The sequence below is a fragment of the Variovorax sp. CAN15 genome, assembly GCF_030462475.1.
Taxonomy (GTDB): domain Bacteria; phylum Pseudomonadota; class Gammaproteobacteria; order Burkholderiales; family Burkholderiaceae_C; genus Variovorax.
In genome coordinates this window covers 1-22,072 of record NZ_JASMRZ010000017.1, presented here as the reverse complement: position 1 = coordinate 22,072, position 22,072 = coordinate 1, and the positions used below count along the sequence as shown (strand labels likewise).

Sequence of the window (22,072 nt, the reverse complement as noted above, 5' to 3'; positions counted from 1 at the left end):
GAGCCCGCGCTCAAGCCCGCGCGGGCTCCGGCGGCACGTCGTCGGCCGGCGGCGGAACGTCGGCCCCGCGCGTGAAGCGCGCCACGAAGTACATCCCCGAGAACACCGCCGCCAGCAGCAGCCCGTCGCCCCACCAGGGCCGCGCCGTCTGGCTGTCGCCGTAGAAGGCCAGCACCAGCAGCACCGCGATGAGGTGCGCGCAGAACACCGGCAGCGACGCCGAGCCCATCGCCTCCAGCCAGCGCAGCCGCGGGATGCGGCGCATCAGCCACGGCCCGAAGCGCACCACCAGGATGCCCAGCGCCACCAGGTTCACCAGCCGCAGCGGGCCGAGCTGCCATTTGTCGAACAGCAGGTTCAGCTCCACATCGCCGCCGAACGGCGCCTGCCCGTTGATGCCGGTGTGGCGCCAGTACAGCCCATAGAGCGCGATGCCCGCCGCCAGCGCCAGCAGCCACGCCGGAAAGCGCAGCGGCTGCGCATCCGGATCGTTGCGGGTCGCGCCGATGCACAGCCCCGCGAACCACAGGAACTGCCACGCATAGGTGTTGAACGCGCCCATCTCGTGGAAGGGCACCGGCACGCCCAGGTAGCGCACCGCCAGCCCGTAGACCCATTCGCTGAGGCCGAACTGCGCCGCCGCCCACACGGTGGCGCTCGCCACCATCACCCAGGTCCAGCCGTGGCGCATGGCGAAGGCCAGCACCCAGGGGCTCATGAGCATGAAAAAGATGTACATCGGCAGGATGTCCAGCAGCGCCGGCTCGTAGATGAGCAGCAGCCCGTAGATGAAGCCCTCGCGCGGCTCCGCCAGGTAGTACGACACCAGGTTCTTCACCGCCGGCTGGTCGATGTGCAGGCCCACGGCCGTGATCACGGTGAACAGGAACAGCAGGGTCGCCGCCTGCGCCAGGTAGACCTTCAGCACGCGCCGCCAGAAGGCCTGGCGCATCGAGTCGACCCCGCGCAGGTGGCCGATGCGGCTGTACACCAGGCCGGCCACGAAGGCCGACAGCAGCACGAAGCCCTCGGCGGCCGAGACGAAACCGAAGGGTTGGCCCAGCGGGTCGGTCAACCGGGTGGGCAGGTGGGTGACGGTCATCAGCACGAGCATCAGCCCGCGCAAGGCGTCTATTTCCCAGTAGCGTTTCATCGGTCGGCGGCGAGGTCTTGGTGGCGGTCCGCGCGGCGCACGCACGACGGCCCCGATTGTAAGAAGACCGACGTAAAGCCCGCGCAAGGCCCGCCGCGCCCGGCGATCAAGCCAACGGCCTATGACTGTTGGCACTCCCGAACCGTCGCGCAAATCGGCTACGCTGCGCGCTGCCTCTCAGGTGGAGATACAAAAAAGTGAACCGTTTCCTTCCAACATTGCTCCTGGCCGGCGGCGTTCTTGCGTCCGACCCGGGCTTTGCCCTCCAGATCGTCAGCCTCTCGCCGCAGGGCGAAGTGGCGCGCGTGCGCCAGGTGGTCGCCAAGTTCGACCAGCCGGCCGTCAATTTCGGCGACCCCAAGGCCCCCGCCCCGCTCACCGTGAGCTGCAACGACGCCCAGGCCGCCAGGGGCACCGGCCGCTGGACCGACGCCAAGGCCTGGGTCTACGACTTCGAGAACGACCTGCCGCCCGGCGTGCGCTGCACGGTCACCCGCATTCCCACCTTCAAGCCCGCCTCGGGCGAGCTCACCGGCCCCGAGCGCTACCAGTTCAACACCGGCGGCCCCTTCGTGCGCAACTACATGCCGGGCAGCTACAGCCGCATCGACGAGCAGCAGATGTTCATGCTGGAGCTCAACGGCGCGGCCACGCTGGAGAGCGTGCGCCAGAACGTCTGGTGCACGGCCGACGGCGTGGGCGAGCGCATTCCCGTCAAGCTGCTCGACGGCGAGCAGCGCGCCGGCCTGCTCAAGGCCTTCGGCCGCGAGAAGTCGGCCGAGAAAGACCCGCTGCGCTTCATCACGATGCAGTGCAACCGCACGCTGACGCCGGGCGCCAAGGTGCAGGTCGTCTACGGCAAGGGCGTGGCCACGCCCTCGGGCGTGGCCAACAACGTGGAACGCCGCCTCGAATTCCAGGTGCGCGAACCCTTCGCGGCTTCGTTCACCTGCGAGCGCGAGAACGCGCAGGCCGCCTGCCTGCCGCTGCGCCCGATGCAACTGCAGTTCAACGCGCCCGTCACGCGCAAGCTGGCCTCGCAGATCCAGCTCAAGGGCGACAAGACCATCAAGGCCAAGCTGGACAACGAAGGCGGTTCGCAGAGCGACGACGACGTGGTCAACAGCGTGAGCTTCGAGCCGCCGCTGGCCGAGAGCGCGCAGTACAGCATCGAGCTGCCCTCGAAGTTCGAGGACGCCTCGGGCCGCCCGCTGGCCACGCCCGGCAACTTCCCGATGAAGGTGGCGACCGGCGCGATGCCGCCGCTGGCCAAGTTCGCCGCCTCGCCCTTCGGCGTGGTCGAGCGCCTGGCCGAACCGGACACGCCGGCCATGATGCCGGTCACCGTGCGCCGCGTGGAGCCGAAGCTGATGGTGAATGCGCTCACGCCCGGCAAGGTGAGCGACATGAACCCGAAGACCGACGCGGAAATCATCGCGTGGTTCCGCAAGGTGCGCCGCTACGACAACTTCACCGTCTCGCGCGAACAGGCGCGCAAGGACGTGAAGGGCCCGCTGCCCCCGGTCATCGACAAGGACGACCGCACCACGCTGCAGACCCGCATGCTGTCGCTGCTGGCCGGCCAACCCGGCGTGAAGGCGCTCGACATGCCCAAGGCCGACTCGGGCGACCCGCGCCCCTTCGAAGTCATCGGCATCCCGCTGACGCCGGGCTTCCACGTGCTTGAAATCGCCTCGCAGAAGCTGGGCGAGGCGCTGCTCGACGAGCGCTACAACGCCGGGCGCACGATGTACGTGCGCACCACCGCGCTGGCCACCAACCTGGCGGTGCATTTCAAGCTGGGCCGCGAGAACTCGATGGCCTGGGTCACCACGCTGGACAAGGGCAAGGTCGTGGCCGGTGCCGAGGTGCGCGTGTCCAGCTGCGACGGCAAGGCCGTGGCCAGCGGCACCACCGACGCCAACGGCGTGGTCATGCTCGGCGGCGTGTCGCCGCAGGCGCCCTCGTGCAACGGACCGAACGAATACGACAGCGGCGCCTGGTTCGTCAGCGCCCGCGCCAGGGACGAGAAGGGCGTCGAAGACCTCGCCTTCACCTGGAGCGACTGGCAGCGCGGCATCGAGCCCTGGCGCTTCAACGTGCCCACCAGCCTGCAGCCCGAGGCCGACCGCGTCGCCCACACCATCTTCGACCGCACGCTGCTGCGCGCCGGCGAGACGGTGTCGATGAAGAGCCTGATCCGCACGCAGACCAGCAAGGGCTTCGGGCTGCCCGAGAACCGCCCCGACACGCTGGTCATCACCCACGTGGGCAGCGGCCAGCGCTTCACGCAGCCGCTGAACTGGCGCAAGACCGCCACCGGCGGCCTGAGCGCCGAGAACAGCTTCGCCATTCCGCCGGCCGCCAAGCTCGGCGTGTACGAGGTGATGCTGCGCAGCGGCAAGGGCAAGGACGCCAACGGCGAGGGTGAGGGTGAAAGTGAAGGCGATGGCGACGACGGCTACGGCCGCAGCTTCTCCACCGGCAGCTTCCGCGTCGAGGAATTCCGCCTGCCCGTGCTCGAGGGCCGCATCGCGCCCACCGACAAGAAGCCGCTGGTGGCGGCCACCAGCGTGCCCGCCGACGTGCAGATCAACTACGTCTCGGGCGGCGGCGCGGCCAACCTGCCCGTGCGCGTGTCGGCCATGGTGCGCGGCAAGAGCCTGAGCTTCTCCGATTACGACGCCTTCAGCTTCAACCCGCCGCGCGCCTCGCAGGGCGACGGCAGCGAGGCCGCCACGGCGGTCTCCGCCGCGGCCGAGGCCGGCTCGGGCGAGGAGGACCTCAACAGCGTGAACGACACCCGTGTGATCGCAGACAAGCTGCCGCTCACGCTGAACAAGGACGGCGCCGGCAAGGTCACCATCGACAAGGTGCCGAAGGTCAAGGCCGCGCGCGAGCTGCTGCTGGAGGCCACCTACGCCGACCCGAACGGCGAGGTGCAGACCATCCGCAGCACGCAGACGCTGTGGCCGGCTTCCGTCATCGCCGGCATCAAGACCGAGGGCTGGGTCTCCACTGCCCAGAAGCTGAAGTTCCAGGCGCTGGCACTCGACCTCTCGGGCAAGCCCCAGGCCAACGTCACGCTCAACGTGCGCGCCGTGGCGCGCATCACCACCACCAGCCGCAAGCGCATGGTGGGCGGCTTCTACACCTACGACAACAAGACCGAGACCAAGGACATCGGCACCGTCTGCAGCGGCAAGAGCGACGCGCGCGGCCTGCTGCTGTGCGAATCGGAGCTGAAGGAAGCGGGCGAGGTCGAACTCATCGCCAGCGCCACCGACAGCGAAGGCCGCGATGCCAAGGCCGTGAGCTCGGTCTACGTGACCAGGCAGGGCGAGCTGTGGTTCGGCGGCGAGGACAACGACCGCATCGACGTGCTGCCCGAGAAGAAGAGCTACCAGCCCGGCGAGATCGCCAAGTTCCAGGTGCGCAGCCCCTTCCGCTTCGCGACCGCGCTGGTCGCGGTGGAACGCGAGGGCATCATCGAGACGCACGTGGTCAAGCTCGACGGCAAGGACCCGACCGTCACCCTGGAGGTGAAGCCCGAGTGGGGCCCGAACGCCTACGTGAGCGTGCTCGCGCTGCGCGGCCGCCTGCGCGAGGTGCCGTGGTACAGCTTCTTCACCTGGGGCTTCAAGTCGCCGCGCGAGTGGTGGACGGCCTTCTGGTACGAAGGCAAGGAATACGTGGCGCCGACCGCCATGGTCGACCTGAGCAAGCCCGCCTACCGCCTCGGCATGGCCGAGATCCGCGTGGGCACGCAGGCCCACCAGCTCGACGTGAAAGTCACCAGCGACAAGCCCAGCTACCCGATCCGCAGCAAGGCGCAGGTGACCATCAGCGCCAAGCTGCCCGACGGCAAGCCGGCCGCCGGCGCCGAAGTGGCGCTGGCCGCGGTCGACCAGGCCCTGCTGGAACTGATGCCCAACGACAGCTGGAACCTGCTCAACGCCATGCTGCAGCGGCGCAGCTGGGGCGTGAGCACCTCCACCGCGCAGATGGAAATCGTCGGCCGGCGCCACTACGGGCGCAAGGCCGTGCCAGCGGGCGGCGGCGGCGGCAAGGGCCAGACGCGCGAACTGCTCGACACACTGCTCGTGTGGAACCCGAAGGTGGTGCTCGACGCCAACGGCCAGGCCGTGGTGACGGTGCCGCTGAACGACGCGCTCACCACCTTCAAGATCGTGGCCGTGGCCGATTCGGGCATGGGCCTTTTCGGCACCGGCCAGGCCAGCATCCAGGCCACGCAGGACCTGCAGATCATCAGCGGCCTGCCGCCGCTGGTGCGCGAGGACGACCAGTTCCGCGCCCAGGTCACGCTGCGCAACACCACGCAGAAGCCGATGAAGGTCGAGGCCACGCCGCGCGCCACCCTGCTCACGCTGGAGCCGCAGACGGTCGACATCCCGGCCGGCGAGGCGCGCGAAGTGGCATGGACCGTGACCGCGCCCGCGCAGCTCGCGCAGACGCGCGCCGAAGCCATCATCTGGGAGATCGAGGCGAAGGACACCATCGGCGGCGCGCGCGATGCGCTGAAGGTGCGCCAGCGCATCGTGCCCTCGGTGCCTCTCACGGTGCAGCAAGGCACACTGGTGCAGGTCGACGGTCCGTTCACGCTCGACGTGGCACCGCCCGCCGACGCCCTGCCCGGCCGTGGCGGCCTCAAGCTTGCCCTGCAGCCCAAGCTGGCCGAAGGCCTGCCGGGCGTGCGCGACTGGTTCGCGAACTACCCCTTCATCTGCCTCGAACAGAAGACCAGCAAATCGGTCGGCCTGCGCGACGCGAAGATGTGGCAGGGCGTGCTGGCCCAGCTGCCGACCTATCTCGACAGCGACGGCCTGGCCAACTACTTCCCGCCGCGCGACGGCGAGGCCAACCGTGGCAGCGACATCCTCACCTCGTACCTGCTCGCGGCGACGAACGAAGCCGCCCAGCTCAACCCCGCCTTCGCGCTCGCCGACGACGTGCGCGCGCCGATGGAGTCGGGCCTGATCGCCTTCGTCGAAGGCCGCATCACGCGCGACTTCTGGAGCCMGCGCAAGGACCTCGACGTGCGCAAGCTGGCCGCGCTCGAAGCGCTCTCGCGCTACGGCAAGGCCAAAGGCAGCATGGTCGGCAGCATCACCATCGCGCCGAACCAGTGGCCCACAAGCGCGGTGATCGACTGGCTCAACATCCTCAAGCGCGTGAACGACGTGCCGCAGCGCCAGCAGCGCCTGGACGAGGCCAACAACGTGCTGAAGGCGCGCCTGTCGTACCAGGGCACCAAGCTGATCTTCAGCACCGAACAGGACGACTACTGGTGGTGGCTGATGACCAACGGCGACGTCAACACCGCCCGCCTGCTGCTCAGCGTGATGGACGACCCGGCCTGGAAGGACGACATCGGCAAGCTGGCCAACGGCTTCATCGGCCGCCAGCAGAACGGCGCGTGGCACACCACCACCGCCAACCTGTGGGGCGGACTGGCGCTGGAGAAGTTCAGCAAGGTGTTCGAGAGCACGCCGGTGTCGGGCGTCACCGCCGCCACGCTCGGCGCGGTGAAGGCGCAGGTCGACTGGAGCAAGGTCGAGCGCGTGAAGACCAGCGACGCCACCGGCGCGCCGAACCAGACCACCTTCTTCGGCGCACCCGCCTCGCCGGGCAACCTGAAGAACAACACGATGTTCCTGCCGTGGGCTGCGTCGCCTTCCGGCGCTCCGGTGCGCGACACCCTGCTGGTCACTCAACAGGGCACCGGCAAGCCGTGGCTCACGCTGCAGTCGATCGCCGCAGTGCAGCTGAAGGCGCCTTTCGCGGCCGGCTACGCCATCAAGAAGACCATCACTCCGGTCGAGCAGGCCAATACCTCGCTGCCTTCCGGCAAGTACACCCGCGGCGACGTGCTGCGCGTGACGCTGGAGGTGAACGCCAGCGCCGACATGACCTGGGTGGTCATCAGCGACCCGATCCCGGGCGGCGCCACCATCCTCGGCGGCGGCCTGGGCCGCGACTCGCAGATCGCCACGCAGGGCGAGAAGAAGAGCGGCGCCGGCTGGCCGGCCTTCGAGGAACGCAGCTTCGAGGCCTTCCGCAGCTACTACGAATACCTGCCCAAGGGCGTGGTGAAGATGGAATACACCGTGCGCCTGAACAACGTCGGCGACTTCGCCCTGCCGCCCAGCCGCGTCGAGGCGATGTACGCGCCCGAGATGTTCGGCGAGGCGCCGAACGCGCGGGTGAAGGTGGAGGCGGCGAAGTAGGCGAACGGCCCCGCCGGAAACGGTGAAGGAGCATCTATCGGTCATCGCTCCTTCACCGGCCGCCCTCACCATCGCGGCGAACCAACAACCTGGAGGAAAACACCATGGGCCTGGCTGTCTGCGTCGGCATGCTCGCCGAACTGCTCGAGGACGATCCTGAAAGCGCCGAGGGCTTCGAGGAAGAACTGGCCGAAGTCAACCGCGTCCTGGCCGCCGCGGGACTGCCCCCGCACATCGAGCCGCACGGACCGCTCGAACTCGACTCCCGCGCGTCGATCGACGGCTTTCCGTACTCCTTCATCCACTACCTGCGCCGCGCCTACGCGCACCGAGTGCTGGCGCCCGACTGGGTGGCCACGCCGCTGGCGGACGATGTCGATCCCACGGCCGACCCCAAGATCCAGGCGCTGCTGGACGGCTCCGAGAGCCACCTGCTGTGCCACTCCGACGCCGAGGGCTTCTACGTTCCCATCGACTTCAAGGAAGTGCTGTTCGACGGGGATAGCGAGGAGGACGACGACGAGGACGAAGAAGATGAAGAGGCCGACCACGACGCCGAAGGCGACGCGGACATCGAAGAGCCGAGCGGCCTGCCCGGCGGCATGCTCGGCTCCTCCCAGCGCCTGCTCGAGGAACTCGTGTTCGTGGCCCCCGCCCTGGGCATACGCCTCGAGAACGGCGAGCTCTCCGACGAGGAAGCCGAGCGCATCGATGCGCTCATCGACGACGACAACGGCCTGTACCGCGAATACGTGTCCTGGCTGCTGCTGTACGAATCGGCGCGGCTGAGCATCGAGCACAAGACGGCGATCGTTTTCTGCTGAATCGGCTGAAAATGCGCGGCTTGGAGGCTCTCCGACATTCCGCATGAGTTTCGCCACCGCCCTGCGCAGCTATTTCTCCCTGGCCTTCCGCTGGCAGCGCGGCCGCCAGGGCACGGGCTACGACAAGATGCTTCTGCTCACGGCGCGCTGGCCGCTGCCGTTCGACAGCTACCTCATCCGCTACCCCGAGGGCTCGGAGATCCCGCCGCATACCGACCCGGTGCAGGCCGGGCGGCACTACCGGTTGAACATCGTGCTGAAGTCCCCGCGCTCGGGCGGCGAGTTCGTGTGCGCCGACCCGATCTTCGCGACGCGGCGCGTCAAGCTGTTCCGTCCCGATGCCTGCGAGCACAGCGTGACGCGGGTGGTGGGCGGCAGCCGCTATGTCTTCTCGCTGGGCTGGGTGCTCGCCGGCAAGCCCCGCTGACACACACGCCCGAAACCGTCGACCCCAAGGAGGCTCGCCCGCCATGACCCGGCTGATCGAAATCCGCACCTACAGGCTCAAGCCCGGCACGCTCGCCGCATTCCACGAAGCCATGCATACACGCGCCGTGCCGATGCTGCGCGGCAAGGGCATGGACGTCGTCACCTACGGCCGCTCGGACCACGAGGAAGAGAGCTATCACCTCGTGCGTGCGTATGCCGACCGGCAGGCGCTGGAGGCGCAGCAATCCGCCTTCTACGGCTCGGCCGAGTGGCGCGAAGGCCCGCGCGGCGCGTTGGTCGAGCGCATCGAGACCTACCTCAACACGCTGCTGTGGGTTTCGGACGAAACCGTCGCCAGCATGCGCTCGCTGAATCCGCCCGGTGAACCAGGAGCCTCTTGAGATGCACCGCTCTACGGCCGGAACCTGCCCAGCCTGACGGCGATGCGGGCAGACTGCCCTCCCTCCCCTTCACCCTTTCATCAGGAGACAACCCATGAACACGCTGGCAATCGCAAACAAGCTCGTCGCGCTGTGCAAAGAAGGAAAGTTCGATGAGGCCGAGTCGCTCTACACGCCCGACGCCGTGAGCGTCGAGGCCAGTGCCCCGCCCGGGCAGGCGCGCGAGGCGGTGGGCCTCGCGGCCATCAGGGCCAAGGGCGAGTGGTGGGTCGCCAACCACGAAGTGCATTCGATGCAGGTTGCCGGCCCTTGGCCGCACGACGACCGCTTCATCGTCGGCTTCCGCTTCGACGTGACGATGAAGGCCACCGGCCACCGCTTCACGATGGAAGAAATGGCGCTCTACACCACGAAGGACGGAAAGATCGTGAAGGAAGAGTTCTTCTACGACACCGGCGAATAAGCCCCACACCCGCGGCCGGTGTCGCGTGACGGCCGTTACGGCCGTGACGTAGCGCCTGGCCGCCGCGCTTGCCGCCATGGCGGGCGACCCCGGATCATCCGCGGCCTTTGCACTTCACCAAGCAAGGAGCCGACCGGATGATTCTTCGCCTCTCATACACAACATTTCATCGACTGCCCAGCCGCCTGCTCGCGGGCTGCTGCATTGCAGTTCTTTCCGCCATCACCCACGCCGAACCCATCGGCTTCGCCACCGCGCCAGCCGCCATCGTGGCGCGGGTGATGAACGGCGCGCCGGGCAGCATCGTGGTCGGCATCTCGCGCGAGGGCCGCACGCAGTTCGCGATGCAGCGCAACGCCGTCGGGCAGCCGGGGCAGATCGTCGAGACCACGCAGACGAATGCGCAGCCGCTCTTCGAGATCGGCTCCATCAGCAAGGTATTCACCGGCGTGCTGCTGGCGCAGGCGGTGGAGCGCGGCGATCTCTCGCTCGACGACACGCTGGGCAAGCTGCTGGCCGGCCAGACCACGATGCCGCCGCAGGTGGCGGCCATCACGCTGCGCCAGCTCGTCACCCACACCGCCTGCCTGCCGGGAATGCTGCCGGATGCGCCGGGCCTGACCAGCGGCCAGCCTTTCGCACGGCCCGACCGGCCGCAGCTGCTCGCCGGGCTTTCGACGCTCCGGCTGGAACACGCCCCGCCCTGCAAGGGCCCCTACAGCAGCCTGGGCCTGGGCCTGCTCGGCCAGCTGCTGGCCGACCGCTACGGCAAGCCATGGGAGCTGCTGGTGCAGGAGAACATCGCCGTGCCGCTGGGCATGAAGGACACGCTGCAGCACCTCGGCGACGAAGCCAGCCGGCTCGCACCCGGCTACGAGCGGGACACGCCGCGCACGCCCTGGGACTTCGACGCGCTCGCAGGCGCCGGCGCGCTGCGCTCGACGGCTGCCGACCTGCTGGTGTTCGCGCGCGCGCTCATGGCCGGGCGCAACGGTCCGCTGGGCGCGGCAGCCGAACGCGCGCTCGCGCCGCTCGGCAACGACGGCACCTACGAGGTGGGCTACGCCATCCGCATGCGCGGCGACGCCGGCCACCGGACCTGGTTCCACACCGGCCAGACCGGCGGCTACCGCGCGCTGCTGGTGTTCGACCCCGCGAAGCAGCAGGCGGCCGTGATGCTCGCGAGCAATTCGTCGGCGGCGGCCGCGCGGATGGTGGACGACATCACGCGCCCACCTCCACCGCCCGCGCGCCATCAGCCTTGCGCCCCCACGCACAAGTAGGAAGCAAGTTCTCTCCCGGGCGCGATGCGGGCAGAATGCCCCGCAGGTGCCCTCATGAACACAAGATTTGTAGAAGCCTTCCTCTGGGCCGCGCGGCTGGGCAGCTTCCGGGCGGCGAGCGACCGGCTCCACATCACGCAGGCGGCGGTGTCCAACCGCGTCGCCTCCCTCGAAGAAGACATCGGCGCGCGCCTGTTCGAACGCGACGCGCGCGAGCTGCGGCTCACGCCTGTGGGCGTGCGGCTGATGGACTACGGCGAACGCCTGCTCGAGCTGCGCCGCGAGATCGTCTCGCTCGGCCGGCCGCGCGAAGACATCCTCGGGCTGGTGCGCATCGGCGCCATCGAGACCGTGGTCCACACCTGGCTGCTGGGCTTTCTCACCAACCTGCGCTCCACCTATCCGGGCATCGAGGTGCAGCTCACCTCCGAGACCACGCTGGCGCTGCACCGGGGCCTGCGCGAGGGCGCACTCGACATCGCGCTGCAGACCGACCACATCGCCGGCGCTGGCATCGTGAGCACGCCCTGCCTGCCGATGCCCATGGGCTGGGTCGGCGCGCCCGGCGCGGAGCCGGTGCAGACGGTCGAGCAGCTGCTGCGCCAGCCCGTGCTGACGATGAGCCCGGGTTCGCAGCCGCACGAGGCGCTGAAGAATCTGTTCCGCGCGGCGGGCATTCCGCTGGGCAAGGTGCACTGCGTGAGCTCGATCTCGGCGCTGGCGCGGCTGGTGAAGGCGGGATTCGGCAACGCGCTGGTGCCGCTGCCGCCCTGCTACGAGTACGTGGCCATCGGCGACGTGAAGATCATCGAGTGCGACGCGCTCATCTCACCGCAGCGCATCGTGGTGAGTCACCTGGAAGCCGCCGACTCCGACGCCATCCGGCTCGTGGCCGAACTGGCCTGCCGGGCCTCCGACCAGTTCACCACCTCGGCCGTCGCACCAACCTGGAGCACGACCACAGAGGGTTAACCCTCGGATTGGCGCATCCGGGCCCCGAAAAGGGGCCAGTAATTCTTGTGGCTGTCGCCCAGAAAAACTCGTTTGTGACAGTTCGACCCTGCGACGGAAGATCGCGCCTTCATTTTTCGAAGGCCCGCCTCCTTTTCCGCCGCCATGAACACACCTGACTCCTCTTCTTCCGCAGCAGCAGTGAACGGCCTGCTGTTCGTCGCCTCCGACGTCGACCCCGCCCACGAAGCCGACTTCAACCGCTGGTACGACCAGGAGCACGTGGAAGAGCGCGTGCGCATTCCCGGCTTTCTCTCGGGCGCGCGCTATTTCTCGCTCGAAGGCGGCCGCAAGTACCTGGGGCTGTACCGCACCGAATCGCTGGCGGTGTTCGGCTCGCCCGGCTACCGCGCCGCGTTCGAGAAGCAGACGCCATGGTCCGTCGCCAACCTCGACCGCATGCGCCAGCCGATGCGCCGCGTGTGCGCGGTTCGCGCCGTCACCGGCTTCGGCAGCGGCAGCCACGTGCTCGTGCTGCCCCTGACAGCAGCCGCCGATGCCGAGGCCCAGGTGGCAGCCGCCGCCAACGTCGGCGCGCAACTGCGCAAGGAACAGGCAGGCTTCGTGCAGTCGTACCTGCTCGTGCCCGACGTTGCGCTCAGCTCGCCGCTGCCGCGCGAATCCACCGAAGGCCGCGTGCTGCAGCCGCTGCTGGTCATCGAGACCAGCAGCGAAGCCGCCGCCCGCGCGGCGCGCGCCACGGCCGCAGCCGCATTCGACGCCGATCCCGCCGGCGGCTGGCTGCTCGCACTCGGCTGGAAGCTGAACGCGGCCGAGCTGGCCTGACACGGCAACCGCCCGTCCCCCTCTTCTCTTCTCCTCTCACCTCCCCACCGAACAAAGGCATTCCAATGACCGAACATGTTCTTCCCGCCGCGGGCTCCGCGGCATCCGGGCAGGCTGCGCCGGCCTCCGCCAAGATGGGCCGGCTGGCCATGGCCAGCTCCATCGGCACCACGCTGGAGTGGTACGACTTCACCGTCTACAACATCATGGCGGCACTGGTCTTCAACGCGGTGTTCTTCCCCTCGTTCGATCCGCTGACCGGCACCATCCTCGCGTTCTCGACCTACGCGGTCGGCTACATCTCGCGCCCGCTGGGCGGCGTGGTGTTCGGCCACCTCGGCGACCGGCTGGGCCGGCGCTTCGTGCTGGTGGCCACGCTGGTCATCATGGGCGTCTCCACCGGCCTGATGGGCCTGCTGCCCACCTACGCGAGCTGGGGCATCTGGGCGCCCGCCGCGCTGGTGGCGCTGCGCTTCGTGCAGGGCGTGGCGCTCGGCGGCGAATGGGCCGGCGCGGTGCTGCTGTCGATGGAGCACGGCAAGCCCGACGAGCGCGGCCGCAACGCCTCGTTCACGCAGGTGGGCCCCTCGTGCGGCACGCTGATCGGCACCGGCTTCATTGCCGCGGTGTCGGCATGGCTGAGCCCTGAAGACTTCCAGAGCTGGGGCTGGCGCATTCCCTTCATCTCCAGCGTGGCGCTGGTGCTGTTCGGCCTGTGGCTGCGCCGGGGCGTGGACGAAACGCCCGTCTTCCGCGAAATGGAAGAGAAGAAGGCCACCGCCAAGACGCCCATCAAGGAAGTGCTCACGCAGCACTGGCGCCGCCTGCTGGTGGCCGGCGGCTCGCGCATCGGCTCCGACGTGCTGTATGCGCTGGTGGTGGTGTTCACGCTGACCTACGTGACCACCGTGCTGCACCTGTCGCGCCCGCTGGCGCTCACCGCCACGATGATCGGCGCCGCATGCAATGCGATCGCGGTGCCATGGTTCGGCAGCCTCTCCGACCGCATCGGCCGCCGGCCGGTCTACATCGCCGGCGCGCTTCTGGGCATGGTCTGGGCCTTCGTTTTCTTCGTGCTGATGGACAGCGCGCACCCGGTCGCCATCTGCGCGGCGGTGGTGGTGGGCCTCCTGATCCACGCGATGATGTACGGCCCGCAGGCCGCCTTCGTCACCGAGCAGTTCCCCGGCCGCGTGCGCTACGCGGGCGCCTCGCTGGCCTACACGCTGGCCGGCATCGTGGGCGGCGGCTTCGCGCCGCTGATCATCGCGAGCCTGTTCAAGTCGTGGGGCAGCACGATGGCCGTGTCGTTCTACGTGATGGCCGCGCTGGGCGTGACGCTGATCGCCCTGTTGGTGGCGCGCGAAACCGCCAAGCGCCCGCTGGAGAGCTGATCGATGACGACGAGCAACACGAGTTCGCGGCTGCGTTTCGCCTGCGAAAGCATCGCCGACGACGGTACGCGTTCCACCGCCGTGCACCTGGTCGCGCCGCGCGCGCTGGTGGTGGCGGGCTGGACCGGACGCGACATCGCCGCCATCGAACACCACATCGAGGAACTGGCCGAGCTCGGCGTGCCGCGCCCTTCGAGCGTGCCGCTGTACTACCGCGTGGCGGCCCAGCTGCTGACGCAATCGAGCGCCATCGAGGCGCTGGGCGACCAGAGCTCCGGCGAGGCCGAGCCGGTGCTGTTCTTCTCGCAAGGCGAGTGGTGGCTGAGCGTGGCCTCGGACCACACCGACCGGCAAGTCGAGAGCTACTCGGTCGCGGTGTCGAAGCAGATGTGCGCCAAGCCCGTGGCCGAGGCCGCATGGCGCTGGCGCGACGTGCAGGCGCACCAGGACACGCTGGAACTGCGCTCGCGCATCCTGGAGGACGGCCGCTGGGTCGACTACCAGCGCGGCACGCTCGCATCGATCCGACCGCTGGCCGGCCTGCGCGACGGCATGCCCGGCGCGAGCGCCGCGCCCGAAGGACTCTTCATGACCTGTGGCACGCTGGGCGCGCTGCCCAACGCCAAGGGCGAAGGCATCCGGCCCGCGACGCAGATGGAAATCGAACTGCACGACCCGAAGCTGCGGCGCCGCATCGTGCATCGCTATGCGGTGGAAGCACTGCCGGTGGTGGCATGACGATGACGATGACGATGAAGAACGGCAACACCATCGCGGCGCTGCGCGGGCGCATCGCGCGCGGCGAGCTCTCGCACGAAGCGCTGATCGACGAAGTGCTCACGGCGGCCGGACAGCCTGCCGCGCGGCACGTCTTCACGCGCACCTACGCCGACGCGGCCCGCGCCGCCGCGCGCCATGCCGATGCGGCGCGCAAGGCCGGCATCGAGACGGCACCGCTCGCCGGCCTGCCGGTGTCGGTGAAGGACCTCTACGACGTGGCCGGCGAAACCACCATGGCGGGCTCCGCCGTCTGCGCGGGCGAAGCGCCTGCCGAGCACGACGCGACCGCCGTGGCGCGGCTGCGCGCGCAAGGCGCGGCCATCGTCGGCAAGACCAACATGACCGAGTTCGCGTTCTCCGGCGTGGGCATCAACCCGCACTACGGCACGCCGCACAACCCGGCCGATGCGCAGACTGCGCGCATTCCGGGCGGCTCGTCGTCCGGCGCGGCGGTGTCGGTGGCGCTCGGGCTCGCGGTGGCGGGGCTGGGCTCGGACACGGGCGGCTCCATCCGCATTCCCGCCGCACTGTGCGGGCTGGTTGGCTTCAAGAGCACGCAGTCGCGCGTGCCGCGCACGGGCGCCTTCGAGCTGGCGCGCTCGCTCGACACGGTGTGCGCCATGGCGCGCAGCGTGGAAGACTGCCTGATCGCCGATGCCGCCATTGCCGACGCGCCGCTCGCGGTGCGCCGCCGTCCGCTGCAGGGCATGCGTCTGGCCGTGCCGCGCACGCTGATGTTCGACGACATCGAGCCCGCCGTGGCGCGCGCCTTCGACCGCGCGCTGCAGGCGCTTTCGGCGGCGGGCGCGCAAGTCGTGGACATCACCCTGGCCGAGCTCGCCGAGATCGCGACCGTCAACGCACCCGGCGGCTTCTCGCCCGTCGAGGCCGCCGCCGTGCACCGCGAGCGCTTCGCCGCGAAGCGCGACGGATTCGACTCGCGCGTGGCCGCCCGCATCGCGCTGGGCACCGAAGTGCGCGCCGCCGACTACATCGCCATGCAGGACCGCCGCCGCGACTGGWTCGGCCGAGTCGGCCGCGCCATCGAAGGCTTCGACGCGCTGGTGTGCCCGACCGTGCCCATCGTCGCGCCGCCCATCGACGCACTGGCGGAAGACGCGGCCTTCTTCAGGGCCAACGGCCTGTTGCTGCGCAACACCTTTGCGATCAACCTGCTCGACGGCTGCGCCTTCAGCCTGCCCTGCCATGAGGCGGGCGAACTGCCGGTGGGGCTGATGCTGGCGTCGGTGCGCGGCGACGATGCGCGGCTGGCCTCTGTGGCGCTGGCGGCGGAGGCCGCCCTGCAGGCGCCAGGCCTAGGGCTTGCGGGCCTGAACGGTTGAAGAACGCCGCCGGGCGGGCGTTCGCCGCTTCGCGCTCATGCCGTCCTGCCGGCCGGATCGACCGGAGGCCGATCGGCCTTTCCCGAGCGCCATTGCCGGTAGCGCTGCGTGAGCCGCCATGTCCTGGCGAGGATCAGGACCGTGCTGACGAGCGGCGAATAGGTCCGCGGCCTCGTTTGCCCCGAGCCGAGCGCCCAGAGCCGGCGCTTGACCATTGACATCGTCGCGAGCGCGGCCATGGTCTTGTCCTTCCAGCGCACGGGGGCGGTGCTGCTCGGCGGGTGCCTGCCTGCCAGCCACTGTGCCGGCAGGTCGGGCACGAGCGCGAGCGCGGTGGCCATGCCGGCAATGGCCACGCCGCCCGCGATGACCTTTTCTGCCACGGCCATGCTGCGGATGCCGCCCGTCGTCATCAGCGGCATCTTCGCCACGGCCGCGAGCTTCGACGCGAACTCGAGAAAGTAGGCCTCGCGCTCCAGCGTGCGGCCATCGGCGGTGGAGCCCTGCATCGCGGGGCTCTCGTAGCTGCCACCCGACAGCTCGACCAGGTCGACGGACAGGCCATTCAGCCAGCCGATGACTTGCCGCGCATCGTCTTCCGAGAATCCGCCACGTTGAAAGTCCGCCGAGTTGAGCTTCACGGCGACGCAGAACCCCGGCGAGACGCGCGCGCGGACCGACTTCACGACCTCGAGCAGCAAGCGCGCACGGTTGGCGAGCTCCCCGCCCCAGCGGTCTTCGCGCCGGTTGGTCAGCGGCGACAGGAACTGCGAGATCAGGTAGCCATGCGCCGCGTGGATCTCAACGCCGGTGAAGCCCGCGCGCTCCGCCGCCACCGCGGTGTCGGCGAAGCGGGCAATGGTCTCGACGACCTCGGCCTCGCTCATGGCCTTGGGACTGGCAAACAGCTTGCTGTGCTTGCCGAGATCGAGCGCGACCGCGGACGGTGCCCACGCCTCCTCGCCCATGTTGGCGCGCACCTGCCGGCCCGGATGGTTGATCTGCATCCATGCCTGCGCCCCGCGGCTGCGCGCGACCCTGGCCCATTCGATGAACGGCTCGATGGGGGTTGCGGCGTCGAGCACGACCCCGCCCGGACCCGTCAACGCCCTGCCGTCGATCATCACGTTGCCGGTGATGAGCAAGCCGGCACCGCCGTTCGCCCACGCCCGGTAGAGCCCGAAGATGGCGGGGCCGGGCACCTGCCCGGCCGCCGCCATGTTCTCTTCCATGGCCGCCTTGGCGATGCGATTGGGAACGACGCTGCCATTGGGCAGGGTCAAGCTGGAGAAGAGTGGACTTTTCACCTTGTGCTGGCCTTCTGTAATCACGAGGGGAAGAATGCTAAGTTTGAAGTCAACTTCAAGGTCAAGCGTCATGAAAATCGGTGAACTCGCCGCCGCGACGGGCGTGGCCACGTCCGCCATACGGTTCTACGAAAAGAGCGGACTGCTGCCGGCCGCGCAGCGCGGCAGCAACGGCTACCGAAGCTACTCGAACGATGCGATCGACCGGCTCCGGCTGATCCAGGTCTCGCAGTCGCTCGGCTTCTCCCTCGACGCCCTCGGGACCGTCTTCGCAAGCGCCGAAGGATTCAGGAAGGACGAGCTGATGCGCAACCTCGACGTCCGGCTCGCCGAGATCGACAAGCTCATGTCCACGCTGCGGCTGCAGCGCCGCGAACTTCGCGATCTCCGGGAGACGCTGCGCCGCAGCTGGGCCGCGGGCGACTGCGTCGAGGCGAAGGCGCTGGCAAGGAATATCTCGACGAAGCCCGCGCCCCCAACCATGCCCGCGCGGGCGGTGCAGGGGCGTGCGTCGGGTGCGCGGCGGGCCGCCTCATGAACCAACCGATCCCGCCCATACCATCCGCGCAACCATCGCTCACCGGCCCCCGTCTTCTGCTTCGCCCGCTGCTCGCCTGCGACGCGGCGGCACTCGTGGAGGCGGCCTCCGACGGCGAACTCTGGAACCTGCCGTTCACCGTCGTGCCTTCCGCGGAAACGGTCGGCGCCTACATCGGCAATGCGCTGGCGGGCCGCGAAGCCGGCACGGTGATGCCCTTCGCCACGGTGCTGCGCGAGACGGGCAAGGTCATCGGCTCCACGCGCTTCTGGAAGATCGACCGCATCAACCGCAAGCTGGAGATCGGCAGCACCTGGATCTCGGCCTCGTGGCAGAAGACCTTCGTCAACACCGAGGCCAAGCTGCTGATGCTGCGCTATGCGTTCGAGGAACTGCAGTGCGTGCGCGTGCAGCTCACCACCGACGAGATCAATGCCAAGTCGCGCGCCGCCATATTGCGGCTGGGCGCGAAGCAGGAAGGCATCGTGCGCAACGAACGCATCATGCCGGACGGCCGCAAGCGCAATTCGGTGCGCTTCAGCATCATCGATGACGAGTGGACGGAGGTGAGGCGGAACCTCGAAACACGGCTTGGCGCAACCATGGAGGAACCCAGGGGATGAGCTGCACTGTCGAGCCCACGGCCGAGCCCCATTTCGAAAGCTTGCACCGGGCGCTCGACGTGGTTGCGCGCGAGCAGAAGTACCTCGCGCTGACGCAGGCGCCGCCGCTGGCGCAGTCGATCGAGTTCTACAGCGGCCTGATCGCCGGCGGCTTTCCGCACTTCGTTGCGCTCGACGGCGAGCGGGTGATCGGATGGTGCGACGTATCGCCGGTGTTCGGCCACTCGCGCGCCCACGTCGGCGTCCTCGGCATCGCGCTGCTGCCCGAAGCACGCGGCCGGGGCCTGGGCAGGCAGCTGCTGCAGGCCGCGATCGACAAGTCGTGGGCACGCGGGCTGACGCGCATCGAGCTTTCGGTGCGCACCGACAACGCCAATGCCAGGGCGCTCTACGAACGGCTCGACTTCGAGCACGAGGGTCTGCTGCGCCACACCACGCGCATCGATGGCGTCTACCACGACTCTCACGCGATGGCCCTCCTTCGCTAGACTGGACGGCGTCGTCGACTGGAGAGCGCCCATGTGCCGCAGCATCAAGACCCTCTACAACTTCGAGCCGCCCGCCACCGAGCAGGAGATCCGCGCCGCCGCGCTGCAGTTCGTGCGCAAGCTCAGCGGCTTCAACGTGCCCTCGAAGGCCAACGAGGCAGCATTCAATCGCGCGGTCGATGAAGTGGCGGCCACGGCGGCGCGGCTGATCGACTCGCTGGTGACGACGGCGGAGCCGCGCGATCGCGCCATCGAAGCCGAGCGCGCCAGGGCCCGCTCGGCGCTGCGCTTCGGCAACGGCTCCGCCGCCTGACCGCGCCTTGCCCCCCTGGGGCCGATGGCTGCGTGCTCGCATGCCATCATCTTCGGATGAGCAACACACCCCACAGCGCCTTCAGCACCTCCGACGCAGTCGCCAAATACGCCGAAGGCCCGAAGCGCGACGTGCCCGGATACAGCGGGCTCCTGCCGATGACTCGCATCCTTCTCGAGGAACACGTGCCCAGCGATGGCCGTGTGCTGGTGGTCGGCGCCGGCGGCGGCCTGGAAGTGGAAGACCTCGCGCGGGCCAACCCCGGATGGACCCTCGACGGGATCGACCCGAGTGGCCCGATGCTGGAGCTCGCGTCGCAGAGGCTGGGCCCGCTGATGTCGCGCGTGACGCTGCACGAAGGCTACGTGCAGGACGCGCCGGCCGGTCCCTTCGATGGCGCGACCTGCCTGCTGACCTTCCACTTCGTGCCGACGGACCAGCGGCTGCCGACGGCCCGCGAGATCCATCGTCGGCTGAAGCCGGGTGCCCCATTCGTCGCGGCGCATCTCAGCGTGGAAGACGGCGAAGGCGAGCGCGATCTCTGGATGTCGCGCTACGCGGCCTTCCTTGTCTCCTCGGGCGCCGATCCGCACAAGGCGGCTGCGGCACGGGAGAAGGTCCAGAAGGAGCTGTCGATCCTCTCGCCTGCGCAGGACGAGGCCGTGCTGCGCGAAGCGGGGTTCAAGGACATCCGCCTCTTCTTCACGGGCTTCACGTTCCGGGGCTGGGTCGCCCGCGCCTGAACCGGCAGCGAATGGCGGGCCATGACCACAGCGCAGCGCCGCCGACCGGCCTTTGATATGGTGCTCGCCAGCACCACCATGCGAAGTCCGAGCACATGAAAAAGACCTACACAGGCGGCTGCCACTGCGGCGCCGTGAGATTCGAGGCCGACATCGACCTCAGCCTCGGCACGCTGCGCTGCAACTGCTCGATCTGCACCCAGACCCGCTTCTGGCCCGCCATCGTCGCGACCGATGCCTTCCGGCTGATCGAAGGCGAGTCCGAACTCAGCGAGCAGATGCTCGACACCCGCAACAGCCACTACATCGTCTGCAGGCATTGCAGCGTGCGCGCCTTCGGCGTGGGCCATTCGCCCCAGACCGGCGAAAGCGCCTATGGCGTGAACGTGACCTGCCTGGACGACGTGGATCTCGACGACCTTGCCAGCTCGCCGATCAGCTATGTCGACGGACACCGCGGCAACTGGCACGTCGCGCGCACGGCCATCGGCAACTGACGAAGCAAATCGCTTCCCGCAAGCCCCCTCTTCACCTTCTTCTGGAGACAAGTACATGTCCATCGAACTCTGGCTCGCCTTCGTCGCGGCCTCCGCCCTCATGCTGGTCATTCCCGGGCCGACCATCCTCACGGTGATCAGCTATTCGATGTCGCACGGCAGGCGCGCCAACCTGCCGCTGGTGGCGGCCGTGGCGCTGGGCGACTCCACCGCGCTGGTGGTGTCGCTGCTGGGGCTGGGCGCGCTGCTCGCCACCTCGGCCTTCTGGTTCACGGTGGTGAAGTGGGTGGGCGGGCTGTACCTGCTGTATCTGGGCATCAAGCTGCTGCGCGCGGGCATCACATCGGCCGCGATCGCCACGCCGGCCGCGCCCGCCTCGCGCCTGCGCCTGTTCGCCAACACCTACCTGGTGACCGCGCTGAACCCCAAGGGCATCGTGTTCTTCGTGGCCTTCCTGCCGCAGTTCATCAATCCGGCGGCGCACCGATGCTGGCGTTTTCGGCGAAGCCTTCCTGGAAAGACCAGGCATCGGAGCCCGCTCGATCGACCGAGACGGCCAGGTCCGTGTAGAGACCCACGCCCATTCCGAGCGCGCGGCAGCGTGCTGCGACGCGTGAGAACTGCCGGTCGGCCACCCACTGCAGGTACTGGTGAAAGCGCACCCGCCCCGCGTGCACCCGCTCGAACGCGGCGACCTCGGCGGAATCCGGGTCGCGCCATGCGGCCGGCCATGAATGCCAGTCTCCCGAGCCCTCGTCCGTGGAAAGGAAATGCGCCCGCAGCGCCTCGAACACCGCGTGCCGCCTCAACGCCTCGCCACGCTCCGCGATGAAGCCGAGGAACGCCTTGCCTACTTCGTCCGGCTCGCGTTCCCGCGGCAGGTGGTGTTCGCAGAAGTGGGCGAACAGCAGTTCGAGCACTTCGAGCTTCGCCGCGGCCACGCCGGCGTAGTCGACGAGCGGCGCGGCGCGCAGCATGGCCAGGCGCTGCTGGAATTCCGGCGAACCGACTCTTTCTCGCGCGGCCGCACAGTCCGAAGAACCTTCGACAGCCTCGACATCGATGTAGAGCACGTTGAGCTGCTGCCGCGACGAAGGGCTGTAGGGGCTGGCATGCGTCGGCGTGCCTGTGAACAGCGCATGCAGCGGGTTGAGCCCGATCAGGTCGGCGCCCTGCCCGGCCAGCCCCACCGCCAGGTCCTCCAGATCGCCGAAGTCGCCTATGCCCCAGTTGCGCGGCGAGCGCAGGCCGTACAGCTGAACCGCCACGCCCCACACGCGGCCTGCGTCCCGCACGGCGGGCGGGCGGTAGCAATGCCCCGGCGTGGCCAGCACCAGCGTCTCTCCGGGCAGGCCATCGACGCACAGCCTGTAGTAGCCGGCTTCGAGCGCGACGGGAATATGCAGGGTGCGCTCGCGCGCCGCATCTCGGTGCGCCGCATCTCGGTG

General features: G+C 69.0%; 20 protein-coding genes and 1 pseudogene. 18 read left to right on the top strand and 3 right to left on the bottom strand.

The genetic code is table 11. The features are described 5' to 3' along the window. Nucleotides 1-10 precede the first annotated feature (10 nt). Complete coding sequence (gene opgC / locus QMO14_RS13985) at nucleotides 11-1,153, bottom strand: OpgC domain-containing protein (RefSeq protein ID WP_301507807.1); 1,143 nt, start codon at nucleotides 1,151-1,153, stop codon at nucleotides 11-13. A 197-nt stretch (nucleotides 1,154-1,350) separates the two neighbouring features. On the opposite strand from opgC, the gene QMO14_RS13980 reads away from it, so the two are divergent. The 11 genes from QMO14_RS13980 to QMO14_RS13930 all read left to right on the top strand — a co-directional run bounded on the left by QMO14_RS13980 (nucleotide 1,351) and on the right by QMO14_RS13930 (nucleotide 16,115). Beyond that, entirely contained in the window at nucleotides 1,351-7,401 is a 6,051-nt protein-coding gene (locus QMO14_RS13980; protein WP_301507806.1) for an alpha-2-macroglobulin, read from the top strand. 104 nt (nucleotides 7,402-7,505) lie between these two features. After that, nucleotides 7,506-8,225 carry a hypothetical protein gene (locus QMO14_RS13975; protein WP_301507805.1) on the top strand — a complete coding sequence of 240 codons (720 nt, stop codon included), beginning with the start codon at nucleotides 7,506-7,508 and terminating at the stop codon, nucleotides 8,223-8,225. 43 nt (nucleotides 8,226-8,268) lie between these two features. After that, complete coding sequence (locus QMO14_RS13970) at nucleotides 8,269-8,652, top strand: 2OG-Fe(II) oxygenase (protein ID WP_301507804.1); 384 nt, start codon at nucleotides 8,269-8,271, stop codon at nucleotides 8,650-8,652. A 43-nt stretch (nucleotides 8,653-8,695) separates the two neighbouring features. Further along, complete coding sequence (locus QMO14_RS13965; RefSeq protein WP_301507803.1) at nucleotides 8,696-9,055, top strand: NIPSNAP family protein; 360 nt, start codon at nucleotides 8,696-8,698, stop codon at nucleotides 9,053-9,055. A gap of 94 nt (nucleotides 9,056-9,149) precedes the next feature. Continuing rightward, on the top strand, nucleotides 9,150-9,518 hold the full coding sequence (locus QMO14_RS13960; protein ID WP_301507802.1) for a nuclear transport factor 2 family protein: 369 nt from the start codon (nucleotides 9,150-9,152) through the stop codon (nucleotides 9,516-9,518). A 137-nt stretch (nucleotides 9,519-9,655) separates the two neighbouring features. Then, entirely contained in the window at nucleotides 9,656-10,801 is a 1,146-nt protein-coding gene (locus QMO14_RS13955; RefSeq protein ID WP_301507801.1) for a serine hydrolase, read from the top strand. Nucleotides 10,802-10,855: 54 nt separating this feature from the next. Then, complete coding sequence (locus QMO14_RS13950) at nucleotides 10,856-11,773, top strand: LysR family transcriptional regulator (protein ID WP_301507800.1); 918 nt, start codon at nucleotides 10,856-10,858, stop codon at nucleotides 11,771-11,773. A gap of 144 nt (nucleotides 11,774-11,917) precedes the next feature. After that, complete coding sequence (locus QMO14_RS13945; RefSeq protein ID WP_301507799.1) at nucleotides 11,918-12,598, top strand: DUF4286 family protein; 681 nt, start codon at nucleotides 11,918-11,920, stop codon at nucleotides 12,596-12,598. Between the two features lie 65 nt (nucleotides 12,599-12,663). Further along, nucleotides 12,664-13,992, top strand: a complete 1,329-nt coding sequence (locus tag QMO14_RS13940) for an MFS transporter (RefSeq protein ID WP_301507798.1) — start codon at nucleotides 12,664-12,666, stop codon at nucleotides 13,990-13,992. A gap of 3 nt (nucleotides 13,993-13,995) precedes the next feature. Continuing rightward, nucleotides 13,996-14,730 (top strand): DUF2848 domain-containing protein, encoded by a 735-nt coding sequence (locus QMO14_RS13935; protein ID WP_301507797.1) that lies wholly within the window; start codon nucleotides 13,996-13,998, stop codon nucleotides 14,728-14,730. An 8-nt stretch (nucleotides 14,731-14,738) separates the two neighbouring features. Next, nucleotides 14,739-16,115 (top strand): amidase, encoded by a 1,377-nt coding sequence (locus QMO14_RS13930; protein ID WP_301507869.1) that lies wholly within the window; start codon nucleotides 14,739-14,741, stop codon nucleotides 16,113-16,115. Between the two features lie 35 nt (nucleotides 16,116-16,150). Here the strand turns inward: QMO14_RS13930 and QMO14_RS13925 are convergent, their stop codons facing one another. Then, a complete protein-coding gene (locus QMO14_RS13925) occupies nucleotides 16,151-17,422 on the bottom strand; it encodes an NADH:flavin oxidoreductase/NADH oxidase family protein (protein ID WP_301507868.1) in 1,272 nt (423 codons plus the stop codon). A gap of 70 nt (nucleotides 17,423-17,492) precedes the next feature. On the opposite strand from QMO14_RS13925, the gene QMO14_RS13920 reads away from it, so the two are divergent. The 7 genes and pseudogenes from QMO14_RS13920 to QMO14_RS13890 all read left to right on the top strand — a co-directional run. Further along, nucleotides 17,493-17,960 carry a MerR family transcriptional regulator gene (locus tag QMO14_RS13920; protein ID WP_301507796.1) on the top strand — a complete coding sequence of 156 codons (468 nt, stop codon included), beginning with the start codon at nucleotides 17,493-17,495 and terminating at the stop codon, nucleotides 17,958-17,960. Further along, nucleotides 17,957-18,583 (top strand): GNAT family N-acetyltransferase, encoded by a 627-nt coding sequence (locus QMO14_RS13915; RefSeq protein ID WP_301507795.1) that lies wholly within the window; start codon nucleotides 17,957-17,959, stop codon nucleotides 18,581-18,583. Before QMO14_RS13920 ends, QMO14_RS13915 begins: the two co-directional genes overlap by 4 nt. Continuing rightward, the gene (locus QMO14_RS13910; RefSeq protein ID WP_301507794.1) at nucleotides 18,580-19,071 is read left to right on the top strand and encodes a GNAT family N-acetyltransferase; all 492 of its coding nucleotides are present in this window, start codon (nucleotides 18,580-18,582) and stop codon (nucleotides 19,069-19,071) included. The genes QMO14_RS13915 and QMO14_RS13910 overlap by 4 nt, the downstream gene beginning before the upstream one ends. A 31-nt stretch (nucleotides 19,072-19,102) precedes the next feature. Further along, nucleotides 19,103-19,384, top strand: a complete 282-nt coding sequence (locus tag QMO14_RS13905) for a DUF2277 domain-containing protein (RefSeq protein ID WP_301507793.1) — start codon at nucleotides 19,103-19,105, stop codon at nucleotides 19,382-19,384. Between the two features lie 56 nt (nucleotides 19,385-19,440). Continuing rightward, nucleotides 19,441-20,127, top strand: coding sequence for a class I SAM-dependent methyltransferase (locus QMO14_RS13900; protein WP_301507792.1), 687 nt, complete (start codon nucleotides 19,441-19,443; stop codon nucleotides 20,125-20,127). Nucleotides 20,128-20,222: 95 nt separating this feature from the next. Then, on the top strand, nucleotides 20,223-20,624 hold the full coding sequence (locus QMO14_RS13895; RefSeq protein ID WP_301507791.1) for a GFA family protein: 402 nt from the start codon (nucleotides 20,223-20,225) through the stop codon (nucleotides 20,622-20,624). Between the two features lie 55 nt (nucleotides 20,625-20,679). Beyond that, nucleotides 20,680-21,105 (top strand): annotated as a pseudogene (locus QMO14_RS13890) (LysE family translocator); the annotation flags it as partial. On the opposite strand, the gene malQ reads toward QMO14_RS13890, so the two are convergent. Further along, entirely contained in the window at nucleotides 21,092-21,958 is an 867-nt protein-coding gene (gene malQ, locus QMO14_RS13885) for a 4-alpha-glucanotransferase (protein ID WP_301507867.1), read from the bottom strand. The pseudogene QMO14_RS13890 and the gene malQ overlap by 14 nt on opposite strands. Between the last annotated feature and the right edge of the window lie 114 nt (nucleotides 21,959-22,072).